We start from the raw sequence: 14,007 nt of genomic DNA, 5'->3' as shown, positions 1-14,007 counted from the left end.
GTTTCTCCTCAGTTTAATGCCAATGCTATTCAGGATTATGCATTACGCTGGGAAATTGAAACCTTATTCAGTTGTCTCAAAGGACGCGGGTTTAATCTTGAAAATACGCGCTTGACAGACCCTAGACGAGTGAAAAAATTGATTGCGGTGTTAGCTATAAGCTTCTGTTGGTGTTACTTAACGGGTGAATGGCAACATGATCAAAAAAAAGCGATAAAAATAAAGAAGCATGGACGACTCTCAATGAGTTTATTTCGCTATGGTTTAGACTATGTTCAAATGGCGATTCAGCGTTTAATTGGTTTTGGGAAAAAAGAAGAGTTTAAGGAAATTTTGGCAATTTTAAGAAGGCAGAATCCTGATAGGATAAGGGTTCTGTGAAATTTGTCGTGTACAGAGGTTCATTTTATAAACCTTTCAATAGTTTTGTAGCTCTTTATACATTTGATACCGCGTATAGCAGATATATAACACGGCGATGTTAATAGAGATTGCATGAAGAATGATGATCAGGTTGGCACCCGATAATTCATCATATAAGGGCGAATAAAACGCATAAACGACTGAGAGTTCAGACATTAAAATCCAAAAAAAGCGGATAGAGGGGATATATCTAAAAGCTTCACTTTTTGCTTAATTTGTTTTTGCTGACTCATATTTCTCACCATTAGATTACAGCCATTAATATTGATTAATGATTTCATCCATCACATAAATTGAGTAGTTGTACTGGTCTAAGCGATATTTGCTTTCTTCAGTATGTTCACTGGCCAATGCTTGTAGTTGAGTTTCGTTCATGGAAGAAGCATAGCGGTTACGGATTGATTTAAGCTGGCTCAATTCTAAACGTCCAGTACTCTTGGTCAGATTGCTGACAGTTGTGAATAGATCCTGGTCATATTCTTGCAATTCACCATACAGCCAAGCAAGGTGTTCTGCATTGATGTATGGGTTATTTTTTTCATAGTAGTTTTTCAGTTTGAATAAACTCAAACCACATATGAACACAGCAACCATAAGGCTAATGACAAGCCCCTCACCGAGTTTAAGTAGGTATAGGAATATAAAGATACTAATCACGCCAATGGCAATAGAGATATATCGCATGGTTTGATTTTGGAACATTTCTAACATGGGCATTACTCACTTTTTGTAATGTTGTTTTGATAAAGATGGTCTATTTGAGCGATGGCAAGTTTCATGCGTTCCGTGGTGCAAGTCAGGTCGTCATCAAAACGATGGTTGAATTCAACAATCCCCTGTTCTTCCATGTCTTGCATTTCACGCTTAGCATTACTTAAGCCTTTTTCTATACCAACCAGATTCAAGTTAAAGAAGTCTTCTAGTAGCTTTTCACTCTCAATGATTTGTTTGAGCTCAGTAACATAGACTTCAGTTTTCTTTTTGCTGATTTCCGCAGCCATCGCATAACGAAAGTTGCCGTTTACAACAACAGTTTTGAGATCTGGTGAATATTCGTTGTATTCACTTGGAATTCGACTAACGGACTGGACGGCGTGACTCCAGCCATACTTCTGAAAATATTCAATTCCCGTCATGGTATATACCTACGATTGTTCTTTTTTAAGTTCAATAACAGCCAATAACGCTTTGTTTTGGCGTTCCAATTCATATTGTTTTTGACGGTCTACATTTTGGCGATCGAAAAGTTCTCTAATCTGCTGTTTGTAGTGGTTGTCATAGTACGAATAGGCTTTACGTTCTGCTTTTCTACGTGCAATGCGAACTTTGGGATGCCAGTTGAATTCTTTGTCGTCTGCATAACCCCTCATGAACTCAACCAGTTTGCTATCACCACGCATTTTACAAACCTTAATGAAGCCCATTTCTAAAACTGTAATTGGCGCACGGCGCGGATCTCCAAACTCCCAACGCCGTTTAATCCCAAAGCCACACATCTCTATTTGAACCGTAATCATGGTTTAACCTTTATCAAATGTTTGAGCTTCTGGATCTTCGACATTAAATCTGGACCATCACTTTCATGGTAAACAAGGTGTTCATTAACGAATGTGATAAAAGCATCCAATTCAGTTTGAATCGTTGCCAATTGATTGCGTAACCACTGGCATGTGGCTTCATCTTGTTTTATCGCCGTTTCAAGCAATCCTCTCGCATGTTCATAGGCATTTGCCTCACCTTGCGCCACCATATCTGCAGATGATTTCCAATCGCCCCATTTCTTATTCCAAAAGTCATCGAGCAACTGCAGTAATTTTTCCACTTCCAATTGGTCATCGCTGATGGCTGGTGTTTGCATTTGATAGATAGATTTTTTAGTTTCTACTTCACTTTGCATCCAACCATCACGAAAAGCTTCCCATTTCGCCTGATGCACCCAAGAAGAATAATTGCCACTGGCCAACAGACTACCGACCACGCCGTATCTATTTTCAAAAGCGCTACGAGCTTCAATTTCTGAAGCAATGTTTTCATTAGTATTTTGCGTATCAATCATGCTGACTATCCCCATGAAGCAAAGGCACTTGTAATGAGATTTTTGTTTCCTTCATCTCATGAAGTTTTTGAATCGCACGTTCTGGATCTATCACCCATGCATCAAAGAGAAGTTGAGTGACAAAAGAAAACTTCTCACCAACTTTGCGGAACGGTGCGCCGTGGCTATTCAGGAATTGTTCAAACACAAGATATTGCTGTTCGATGGCCTGGTTAAGTTCAAACAGGTCAATACAGCCCTCTAGCAAGTTGTACTCACCTGAAGCATTCGGCATAAACATCCATTTACGCTCATGGGTTAAGCCATCTACATGTAGGTAGGCATGTTTGTTGAGACTAGTCCACTCAGGTTTCATCATGACGTAGGTGTTGTACTCGTCATCTTCAAGATAGTTGTAGTGGGTAGCATCAACGGGTTTCTTTGCTAAAACAGAAATGGCCTGTTCAAGTGTCAGACCGAGAATGAGTGCATGTGGTGTAGTTGATGATTGGTGATCCATATTCCCTACCCCTTAGATTGTCGGGCTAGTCGGTTTAGGACCACTCAAACAAACTTCGTTTTGAACGTGATTGTAGATCTCAGCCAAGTGAGGGCGTGTGCTAAAAAATTGATCTTTTGATGTATCAGAGAGGTTAGCACTCATGATGGTGAGTAGTGCTTCATTTTTGAATTGCGCTTGAACCGCCGTCTTTAATGCACCATTCAATGAAGCATGCAGATTGTTGAATAGCGAAATAACACGGGCATTCTGATCATTCTTTTTGAAGAAGATAAAATTAACTTCACGTTCACGGAAAAACACCAGCTGATATTCAAGCCCTGATTCTGATAAATCATTCCCCATATCAATCAATGCATCATCTGGTACGGCGAACGCAGCGTATTTTGAATCAAAGTTTTGAAGTGCTTTATTTGAGATTAGATTCAAACTTACTTTGCCTTGAATCGGCACACATTGGCTCAGTTTCTTAGCCAAGTAATGTGCAGCAGCCATGTGATGTGATCCACCAGCATTTTGAACAAAAATCTTAGGACTCCAGCCATAGATAAAAAATTGATCAGTGGTTGTATCTGGAGAGTTCAATAAACGGATTTCTGGCCATAACAACATTCGATCTAAATTTTCCATACTCACATCACTAATGTAATCAGGGCATGCGTTTTTTACAAAATCATCAATGCTACGGTACTGGCTTAAATCCGACTTGGAATTTGAGAAGCCCCCAATTTCAGATAGGTCAAGTAAGCATGGTGTTTCAAGATGAATGATTTCTGCAAAAATCGGATTAAATACTTCAGCCAATTCTTCAGCAAAGGTAGAGATGTAGAACGGCTTATGATTTTGCGTATCTTGACCAAGGTAGCTGATGGAATCGTTATCTTTGGCATGTGGATTCAAAACAATGTTTTTGCCTGGTACAAAATTAGTAGGAGATATACCAGTCATACAAAGAGAATCTTTGATTTGATGAAAAGGGAAAACATCGGTCATGGCGATGCTGTCAGAATTGACTAAACGGGTATCAATAAAGGGTTTTAACTTGAGATTCTTATAAAGCTTATGTTTTGCTGAAAATACCGAAAGTAAAGTATCTAACATTTTAAGCACTCCATTGATTAATGCTTTATTAAAACTAATAAAGATATATTAATACAGAAAGTGCTTATAAGTATTTTTTTGGAAAATTAATTTAAGAATTGCGGTTGAGTGGTATTAGTTGCAAGTGGTTGTACGGCGTTGTTATCGACAGACTTTGAGTACTGTTGCACTTCAACAATTCGCACACCTTTAACGTGTAAACGTGTTTTATAGTCAGTCATTGCAAGTGTTTGTAAGTCGTCTAGCTGTTCTTTAGTCATTGCCTATATCCTGTATATTGGATGTGATTTAAGGGCAATTTAATTGATGTATTAAGGATTGTAAAGGGTAAAACACAGTTCATTAAACTTTTTATGAAATGGTATATACCGATTAAGCCTAAAACAAAACAAGGTTTTAAGAAGTGGTTTAGTTATGTTTAAGAATACGCACGTTAAAACTAAGTTATTATATTAAAATGCATCTAAACTAGGGTTAAAACCAAACTGGATGCCAATATGTGTTCAAACATTGAATCTTACGCCGTGAACCTATCCAATGTACCTAAAGCTATCTCTTGCTTGAATATGTATGACTTTCAAACGTTAGCACTAGGACCAACCTTTTACCCCGATTTACACTTGCAGATCGCCACATTCCATATACGGCGTTATTGGTTGCATTTGATGTGAATGCGTCTGAAAAGTTTCGCTTACTCAAAATGATAGTGCCTGAAGCCATTCCGCTGTCGCAGTTGTTGTTATTGGCCATATTCAATGAAACGCCGTATAAGAGCGAATATTAAATAGCCCAATACATGCCGAGTGATGAATTAAGGCGTATTAAGTACAAACAGCTCACCCAAAAAAAACTAAAGGCTGGATAACCAGCCTTATGTCTTCTACATGGATGCGTTTAGTCATCCTTTTTTTTGATTGTAATGCCTGATCGTAATGAAGCTGAAGAACCTTTTGAACCAAGTATCACCAACAATTTTTCAAAAGTAACGCATTCGTGCGAGAACGGGTTTTTCATCAAAGCTTTTTCAAACTTAGCTGCATACTGTTGTTCTACGAATTCCATTTCATTTTGAGTGCTATGTGATATGGCTTGATCAAGACTGGCTTTGTTTTCCGCAATGTATTGTGTCTGATCTTCAGGTTTTACATGGCGTGGTATCTGAACAAGCTGATATTCAGTAATTGGCGCAACGGTTAAGTCATATCCTGTTAGGATCTCTTTCAATTCATCATAGTAGCTGTCTAGGTTCATTGGTGTGATAACGGCGCGAGTCACAGTTTCAACATCACTTTCCTGTTGAGCCTGTTCAGGTTCGCTTATACGTTCACCATAGATATTAAATTCAGCATCAAGATCCGCATTGTTGTAAGCACCAGCTTGTACTTGAGGTGAAATGTCAGAATCTTTACCGAAGTACTGGAACTGTTTTCGCTTCTCAATAATCTGGTCTTTAATGTTTGCTTCTTTTTGTGCTGAAACAATACTTTCACGGTGTTTTTGTTCTTTGGAGATTTCACCTTTCGCCGTGGACGAAGACATTACTGTTCTTTGTCCAGGTGCCATCCCTTCAGGTGTGATGGATTCAAGACGTCTTGCTTCAAGAATCTGATGTACAAAATCTTGAGTAAAGTCTTTTACCGTGTTGTTGTTTTCGTACAAGGTGTTATTGAGCTTTCTGCAGATCTCAAAATCACCAAGCGCCGTGACATTGGCAGATGAATTGTTGTCTGTCAGTAGCGTATGTTTTTCCTCAATCTCATGAATGAAGTCTTCAATTTTTAAAGTAGGATCGTAGATTTCAGATTTTTGGATATTGAAGATTGGGCAAAGGTCATTTAAGCGTAAGTACTTGGGTTGAGCACCAGCCACATAGAACGCCAACATTGATACGATTTTAACGTCTGAAGTTTTACCACCTTCCCCTTTAGTTGATATGAGCAAGGTAAATTCGCCGTTGTGCTGTCCGGCAATTTGTTCAATGGTCACACGTTTTTCTTTGGCGAACTGGACTTCTGTTTGTGGTACCGAACGGTTGAATACTAGACCTTGATACATATTGATTGAGTTAACTTTACCTTGCCACTCTTCACCAGCAAAACCATCAACCAATTTGTATGTTGTACTTTCAGCACCCGAAGTAGTACGTCCAATGGCTTTAACGGTCGTGTTACCCCATGTAGCAGCTGCTTCCTCTTTAGATCCACGTTCAATATCTTCAAATGTTTGAGCACCGAACGTAATAGAGAAGTTAAGCGAACGTGCCTGAGCTGGTAAAACCGAAGCACCGACAATAACGATGTAGCCCCATTCGTCCAAAAATAGCTTAAATGAAGTAGTGGCGTTGGTTGGTCGTGCGTCAATAATGGCACGGCGTAAACCTTCCATTTTGTTACCAAGGGAACCAGCCATCATTTGTTTAATTGAGCCAATGATTAATTTTCCGAGCATTTTGAGTGAGTCTGGTGAACGCTCAAGAGCTGGTAATGGCACAGTTAAGATACGGCGGTTAAGTACAACGTCAAAAATATCAATATCACCGCCATGCTCTACACCAAAGATGTGACCATAGTTAAACGTCAAGTCGTTAATCGCCTTGGTTAACTGCATGGTGATATAACCGTGTTGCTCACGGGTTTTGGTTTCTTGTTTCTTTAACTTTTTAGGGTTGCTTGAATAACCCGGTAATGAAACGAGGTAGCCTTGAAGTTGTTCAGCCACACGTTCAAAGTCAATCCCGTATTTATCGTTATGACAAAATACCAATTCTTCAAGTGCTTCAAGTTCCATGTATTGCGTGAATACTTTTGGTGAAAGCTGAATGAAGCCATTGTCACGTAGATAGACCAAAACTCGTGTAAGTGCAGCGATAAAGGCCATCGCACGACCTTTCCACATGTCACCACCGCCACCGCCTGAGTCATCAAGCAAGTTGATCAAGAATTCAATCAACATCCCTGAGCTGGTGTTGCTCATTTGGTTCATTGAGTTGGTCATCTTGTCGGTTTGTGCACGTAGCATGTTACGACCTGAGGTAATGAAGTTGATCGTTAATAGATCCTCATTACGCCCAAAGCGGTTACATAAACGATAGTGGTCTTGTTGAGCCTTGGTATCACCTTTTGCGTCTACAAAGATATAACCTGAGTTTTGTACGTACTGGTTGGCACAGTTACCTAGCATGTATTCTGTTTTACCCGAACCCGTAGTACCTAACACAATTTGATGTGTACGGTCATCGGAGTTGGATGCATAAACAGGTAGACCAGTTTCACGGCAACGACCAAGGTAAGTCACACCCTCACCTTGTAGCTTATCGCGATTGGTACGTGCGTATTCCAAAAAGGCTTTTGGATTGTCCAGTACGTCATCTTTTACGCGTGATGTAATGTCAGTTGACGCATCCAGTGAGTTTGAATGCAACGGCGCACGGAATGGCCACTCAAAAAAGTAATCATTCGGATGTGTGTAGCGTTTTAATAGGTAATACGCGATCCCTATAAATATCTCACCGCCAAACGGAACAACAAACAAAATAACTGCAATAGCACCAAGAACGCCAACCAAATAATTAGCGCCGTCTGGCGCTGTAAGTTTTAAATGGATTTTCTCTAAGCCTGATCGTGTATCACGCTTAAGCGAACTAGGTCTGAACTTTGTTTGTGTGCCGTATTTTTGTGTAGAAGCCATACTTTGCGACCTACTCTTTTATCTTCAGGATAATAGGCAAAGTCGTTGTTTAACGACCTTACCCATATCCAAGCACTTCAATGTATATACCAATTAACGCAAATCTATATAGCTGATTGGAGTTAAGAAGAAACAGCTTCAGACTTACGTTGGTTCAGTAATTTTTTCTTCATGTTTTGCTCAAGTTCATAGCGTTGATATTCAACAACCATCTCTTGTGCCATGGTAGAAATCACTGAAGCAGTTGCTTTGTTTTCGTCAAAGTCCGTGCCTTTATTTTTGGCATTTTTCTCAATCATGGTACGCCGTGTCTTAATCTGGTTCTTCGCACCTTTTGGATAGAATTGTGCAAGGACCTTCAACGCCTTACCACGTTCACCGATAAGGTCATACGTGTAGTTACGGAGCGCACGTTCATCGGGATGTGTACTGAGTGACCATAAAAGGATTGGACCAAGTGAAACGGTATATAAGCCCGAACATTCCATTTTTTCGAGTTTAATTTTACTGAAGTACGTTAAGCCTTGATCTGAGAAACCTACGTTACCTGAACCAAGCGCATCCATTTCTAGTTGAGTTAGACCGATGCTGTCACGAATAGCTTCACGAGATTCGCGTGTACCAGGATCGACAATCACATACGCCGTAGCAAAGCCCACCAAGTCTTTAAAGTCTTCTACTTTGTGAGATGCCAAGTTAAGACGAGCACCCCATTTACGCAATGTACGTGCGTCTTCAGCCAATTCTTCTAATAGGATTGGATCGCCTTTCGCAACGTGCAATTCGTCATAAGACATAATTTTGCGGTCTTCAAGAAGCTCATTAATCAGTTGGGTTGCATATTCACGATAAGCTTGTGGGAATTTTGGAATATCGTCACGGCTCACGGCGAACTTACGTTTAATGAACATCCGTACAATCTGGAAGAATAGCGATGTAGTTTTAGGATCTGATGATGTCGCAACTTCGTTTAAGTCGATAGAAGCTACACGAGCGTTACCAATGTCAAAGTTGGTGTGATAGAAGAATGCTGGATAGGTATTTTGTGCAGCCATAATCTGATGCGCCAAAAAGTCCAGTGCTCGTTCATTATCAATATGAACATCACTCCAAACATCTAAAATTGATGAATCAGAAAGTGTTTCAATCATATCGCCAATAGTCGGCATTGCGTAACGGTGAGCCAACGTGCGTCCACGGATCTCATTCATTGAATGGAAAAGATCACGTAGAGCGTAATAAGAAATATCCTTACCTTGTTCAGAATGTGGCTCAATCAGTCCGTGTTTTTCCATGATGCGATCTAGTTCTGGATCTGCAAAGCGCATGTACTTACGTGCTTTATGATCAGCATTCGTATCATCAGCAAAATAGAATGTACGGCGTAGGACCGCACCAATAACGTCAGAAGTGTTTTTGGCTGGTTGCCCTTTCAATTCAGGCGGTGTTACCAATGAACTTAAAAACGCTGTCATTTGACGCATTTCGTAGTTCAACGGGTAGCGTAAGCCCATACTGAATTCAAGCGGATTAATCGCTTCTTCTTTTGAGTTTTTAATACGCTTATAGATGGCATAGTGACGTAGCTCTTCAGGCAATGAATCTTGCACTGTTTCTACTAACCCACGGCTTGACTCACCCACATCGACAATATAGGTCAACGGGATACGTTCGTTACCAGGCATCATGATGTCCTCAAGCATGCCTTTGTTCATTGTGACCGATTTACCCGTACCCGGTTTACCAATGTTAATAGTCGTCCATACAGTCACTTCATTTGAGAACGAATCAAGAATAATCAGTTTACCGTCTAAGGTTTTGTTGAGCTGATGCCCTTTATGGAATGGTGAGTTAATACGTGTCAGCGGTAACATGTAGAACACATCAAACAACGGTGCTGGTGAAATAGGTGCGTGATTACGTACCATCAAGCCCGGTATATGTGATGCCCAAGTCAAAATAGGATCGCCAGCCTGTTCCATGACTTTTGCACCGCCCCACGCTTCAAAACTCTTCCAAAGCTTTTGGCGCCGTCCTACAAGAATGTTTACACCATCTTCGGTATTCGGTGCCCATGTCATCATGGTCATTTGCAGACCAGCAACAGTGTCTACTTGATCTAGGTCATTTTTAGTGGCCATCAAAATGTTACCAGCATTACGAATGGCTTTGTTTTGTGCCGTCATAAAGTGAATAACGCTTGATAACGTGCGTTTCATCATGGTTCCAGCCATACCATCACCAGTAATACAGTAACTCACCGCATATGGGATAGAACGGATGTTACCGTTAGTGTCGTGCGTTTTGGCCTGGTGTAGTAAGCGGAATAGCGTTTCAAACGTATTCGTCTTAGCTGGATATATATCTACCATCAATGGCGCATATACTACGCCGTCAGTGATAACACTTCCCACTGGATAGAATGAACCTTGACTTGTACCAGGTAAGATCGCATTCGTCATGAGTTGTTCTGAGATCGGTTGATACAAAACGTGTGACGCATCATGTTCTGATGGTATTTCTTTCCAACGCATCGGTAAGCGTGTATTCAACATCGGCACAGACAAGGTGAAGTCATCTGAAGTTGAATGTGAGGCAATTTGTTTTTTAATCGCTAGACCAGCTTCAACAACATTCAATACTTCATAGATTGCTGGAAATTCTTCAGTTGAGAGTGAGTTTAAGAATTGTGAGACAAAAGACTCATGGTGTACGTATAAGCTGTCCGATGATTTAAGCATGTCTTGAGCATTGACCGTACTTGGCATTGTAATTTGCGACAGTAGCTTTTTACGGTTTTTTGAGTCTTGAGCCTTATCGATTGGCGATAGTAAGGTTGGCTCAGAGATTAAAGCGATATAACAGCTTTCGTTAAATACACCGCCTGAAATGGTTTCTGTCATTTCATCAATGATGATGTCTAGATTCATCGCACAACGCGCCGTGGTCGCCTTTTGCATGGCATTCAAGTCATGAATCGCGTATGGCGTCTCATGGTCTACTTTGAACGCTAGATGAATCGTATGTCCACGGTCTTTGAAGTAGTTACGCATGTTGCTCGTCATCAAACCAATTTGACGGCTGAATGCATCACCACTAATTAAACTCTTAATCCCCTTGTATTCGATGATCGTAATCATTGCACCAGTTTTTGTGACAAACGTATGTTCGTCCGATACTGTTTCTAAATCGCAATAATCCTCTACGTCAGCTTTCATGCTTTGTAGGAATAACATCAATATAATTTCAATCTTGGAGTAACCAGTCTTTTTATAACCAGACTTCTCAGCTTTCTTCTTACTCATTTAAACACCTTTATTAATTCACCTTTCTACGTCTATCTTTGATTAGACATGCCTTTAAGCATTAAGCACTAAAAAACGGTAATTCTCTTAAAACGTTAATCGCACTGTCGAAATCCTTTTTTTGAATTGCGACCTCAAGACTTTTAACAGAGGGTTTTAAGCTTGTATCTAAAACCAACCTTAATAAAAGCTCATAGAAGGTACTGTTAAAAGGGATATTATCATTTTTTGAATTAGTAAATACATCAGTTTTAACGGTTTCGTCCTCTTTTAATTCGACATACTTCTTAAAACTATTTAGGTCAAACACTAAACCCTTATTAAGCAGTTGCCAAAACGCCGTTTCTAAAACCTCTTGGCTTTCCCCTAAAGTACCCACCTTGAAGTTTAAGGAACCTGTATTTTTAAGTTGGAAGTGAACCTTATCAAGCTCTATGTAGATCTCTTTGTTCTGGTATAAGCCCTGTTCGTGGAAAACTTTAGACACCGATAGCTTTAAGTTTTGGTATATACAAAAAGATTGCAGCGAACTCATTTTTAAGTTGCCCGTATCTATCTGGTTTGTCGCATCTTCTACGGACGTTGGTAGGTGTATCATCGGAAAGTAGCGTGTCAGTTCTTCAGACAGTTTCTTTTGTTCCAAAACGCTTATAATTGATAATGGATTGTCAAATCCAAAGTTGGTGCTCAGTAATTTCTTATGCTTCACACTCACACTTTGCTTAACCTGTATTTCAACGTCTAAGCCACTCAGCGCCGTTATTTTGTTTAGGTGTACCAAAGTGTCATCCAACAGCAAACAATCGCTGTTAACGGGGATATTCATCAACAGTAGCGCTTTAATCAGTGGATCTTGAAAATGCCCCGTTGTGTCTTCACCAGTTGTTGTCTGATTCCCTATCGCTATATGTACAACATGGAGTAGCAATAGCGTGTTAGATGTATGGCCAGTGTCCCGTGTCGTTGGTATATACAAATCGTTCAGGAAGTTGAAAGCCTCAGTACCTATAACGCATAAGCGAAATATCGATAGCTGATCGTGCGTTTCCTTTGGTAGTGCATCTATCCCAAGTTCCCAATATTTGTAGATGTATGGACCAATAAATGAGTATTCATCATTCAATATGTCCGTCTCAAATACGCTATCCAATACCGCTATATCATTCACTATGTCAGGCTTAAATGGCTGTAACACTATGCCCGATATAACCTCTTCTAAGCTCATATCTATGTATTCGGTATCTGCTAAGCATTCTGTCATTTTTGTGAGCTCACTTATCACCCAAACCCTTAAATACATCTAGTGTTTGGTAGTACTCATACTGCTCGTCAGTAAAGATATTCGGGGAAAATACTATGTAGTGGTTTGGCAGATTAAAGCTCTCGTATGCTTCGTCTGATACCTTTTCCAAAGCTTTTGCGAGTTGATACAAAGAAAAGTTTTTGTTCTCTTTGATGGCATTCAAATACCACTCTTTGTACTTGCGGAGCTGGTCTACGTAATCAACGTTCGCTACCAACATATCTTCTTGCTTGGCTTCTTCATATTCAGCCATTGTGTTGAACTTAATGTCCGTGAAGTACAGTTGGGTATCAATGCTTTGGGCTCGTGTCTTAATCGCATTAAACGCCTGTATATCCTCAAACATATTACGTGCGTATTCTGCTTCAGACATCTTTGTAGGATTAGGGCGTTGATGGCGCTTTAACGGCTCTACAAGCAAGCTTTGGCGATGTCGCCGTGCGAACTTAGCAAGCTCAGGATCTTGGTTGTCAGACTTATGCGATAACACCAGTAATGAACGTTGATATTGATTAAAGATCTCTTGAGGTATGTTCGTACTCAATACGCATATTTCAGCTTTCTTTTCCAGTGATAGTGCAAAGATGTGGTTTTGTGCATGGCATAGCGTACAGACCGCTACAATGTTCTCAGCCGTATGATTGCTATGATCGCCGTCTAAGTGATGTGGCTCGTAAGCGTCCGCTGAATCCCATACCTATTTTTTAATTCGATTTAGGTTTCCAGCAGTGCGGCAGCAATTCTTCAATTTGGGTCACTTTGTGTGTCGGTAACCTTTTCAGCACATCACTTAAATAGGCATACGGATCCAAGCCATTCAGCTTTGCTGACTGGATTAAAGTCATGATGTTTGCCGCTCGCTGACCACTGCGCAGCGAACCTGCAAACAGCCAGTTCTTGCGTCCCAACGCCCAGGGACGCATCTGATTGTCGGGTAGTCAGACGCAGTTACCTACGTCCAACCCCCTAAGAACCGTGCATGCGAGTTTCCCAGCACACGGCTCAAGCCTCTGCTAAGGCGCCATTCGGCACCCGGTTATACATCGTTGACATTGGCAAATTGAACACTCCTTGGACAATACAGATGGTAAATCTCAAGATTAGCAACTGCATCCGTTCCACCATGACTTAGCTTCACAATATGACGGCTGTGCCATGGTGTATCTTTGGTGACTGGTTTAAGACAGGCGCAGCAGCGACCACCTTGTTTTAGCCACACCCGATACAGCTTGGCTCGCCCCTTTGCGGAGACCAGCATTCTTTTACCCCATCGGGATTCGAAGTACTCATCCCATGCGGGGTCATGAGGGTTAGCAGCAGCCTTGATCTTGATATGTCGCACAATTGGCGTGTCCGAGGCAGACACTAATGTGTATTGTCGCTTCCGACCATCAGCGGACTGTTCATCACATGAGAACACCCATCGACGCGCTCCTTGTACTTTGAAATACCGATCTTTGACCCATCGGAGTGTTTTGCGAGGGTGGCGACGTACCGCCCATCGCCAGAGCATTTCCCACACTGCGCTGTCTACCTGGTTGAAAACCTTCTTGGCAACGACATAACTATGATAGTTGGCCCAACCCCTTAGAATAGGGTTGAGCAAACCGATCAAAGTGGCCTGTCGTGTCGC

13 protein-coding genes and 1 pseudogene are annotated in these 14,007 nt (G+C 40.9%); 1 reads left to right on the top strand and 13 read right to left on the bottom strand.

Annotation, left to right across the window (positions count from 1 at the left end; genetic code table 11):
- The coding region (locus ACNPNW_RS00965) for a transposase (protein WP_003281209.1) at positions 1-381 on the top strand (381 nt) is incomplete at its 5' end.
- 300 nt (positions 382-681) lie between these two features.
- On the opposite strand, the gene ACNPNW_RS00960 is transcribed toward ACNPNW_RS00965, so the two are convergent.
- From ACNPNW_RS00960 to ACNPNW_RS00900, 13 genes and pseudogenes are all read right to left on the bottom strand, one after another.
- A complete protein-coding gene (locus tag ACNPNW_RS00960; RefSeq protein ID WP_005005931.1) occupies positions 682-1,134 on the bottom strand; it encodes a hypothetical protein in 453 nt (150 codons plus the stop codon).
- 5 nt (positions 1,135-1,139) lie between these two features.
- Positions 1,140-1,559 carry a hypothetical protein gene (locus ACNPNW_RS00955; RefSeq protein ID WP_000145713.1) on the bottom strand — a complete coding sequence of 140 codons (420 nt, stop codon included), beginning with the start codon at positions 1,557-1,559 and terminating at the stop codon, positions 1,140-1,142.
- 9 nt (positions 1,560-1,568) lie between these two features.
- Positions 1,569-1,940: a hypothetical protein gene (locus ACNPNW_RS00950; RefSeq protein ID WP_005005929.1), complete on the bottom strand. Its 372-nt coding sequence runs from the start codon at positions 1,938-1,940 to the stop codon at positions 1,569-1,571.
- Positions 1,937-2,479, bottom strand: coding sequence for a hypothetical protein (locus ACNPNW_RS00945; protein ID WP_005005928.1), 543 nt, complete (start codon positions 2,477-2,479; stop codon positions 1,937-1,939). The genes ACNPNW_RS00950 and ACNPNW_RS00945 overlap by 4 nt, the downstream gene beginning before the upstream one ends.
- Positions 2,472-2,978 (bottom strand): hypothetical protein, encoded by a 507-nt coding sequence (locus ACNPNW_RS00940; protein ID WP_005005926.1) that lies wholly within the window; start codon positions 2,976-2,978, stop codon positions 2,472-2,474. Before ACNPNW_RS00940 ends, ACNPNW_RS00945 begins: the two co-directional genes overlap by 8 nt.
- 12 nt (positions 2,979-2,990) lie before the next feature.
- Complete coding sequence (locus ACNPNW_RS00935; protein ID WP_042892355.1) at positions 2,991-4,079, bottom strand: DUF6685 family protein; 1,089 nt, start codon at positions 4,077-4,079, stop codon at positions 2,991-2,993.
- 86 nt (positions 4,080-4,165) lie between these two features.
- Positions 4,166-4,339, bottom strand: a complete 174-nt coding sequence (locus tag ACNPNW_RS00930) for a hypothetical protein (RefSeq protein ID WP_165382508.1) — start codon at positions 4,337-4,339, stop codon at positions 4,166-4,168.
- Positions 4,340-4,973: 634 nt separating this feature from the next.
- Entirely contained in the window at positions 4,974-7,766 is a 2,793-nt protein-coding gene (locus ACNPNW_RS00925) for a type IV secretion protein DotL (protein ID WP_099143569.1), read from the bottom strand.
- A gap of 122 nt (positions 7,767-7,888) precedes the next feature.
- Positions 7,889-11,071 carry a putative type IV secretion/conjugal transfer ATPase gene (locus ACNPNW_RS00920; protein ID WP_448766399.1) on the bottom strand — a complete coding sequence of 1,061 codons (3,183 nt, stop codon included), beginning with the start codon at positions 11,069-11,071 and terminating at the stop codon, positions 7,889-7,891.
- A 61-nt stretch (positions 11,072-11,132) separates the two neighbouring features.
- Positions 11,133-12,332 (bottom strand): hypothetical protein, encoded by a 1,200-nt coding sequence (locus ACNPNW_RS00915; protein WP_005028615.1) that lies wholly within the window; start codon positions 12,330-12,332, stop codon positions 11,133-11,135.
- A gap of 10 nt (positions 12,333-12,342) precedes the next feature.
- Positions 12,343-12,918 (bottom strand): hypothetical protein, encoded by a 576-nt coding sequence (locus ACNPNW_RS00910; RefSeq protein WP_228136311.1) that lies wholly within the window; start codon positions 12,916-12,918, stop codon positions 12,343-12,345.
- A gap of 160 nt (positions 12,919-13,078) precedes the next feature.
- Positions 13,079-13,306: pseudogene (locus tag ACNPNW_RS00905) on the bottom strand (transposase domain-containing protein); the annotation flags it as partial.
- 104 nt (positions 13,307-13,410) lie between these two features.
- On the bottom strand, positions 13,411-14,007 hold a 597-nt coding region (locus tag ACNPNW_RS00900; RefSeq protein ID WP_448766398.1), incomplete at its 5' end, for a group II intron maturase-specific domain-containing protein.

It is taken from the genome of Acinetobacter endophylla, from assembly GCF_053543775.1.
Note: the sequence above shows the minus strand (reverse complement) of the source record. Positions and strands in the feature narration are given on the sequence as shown.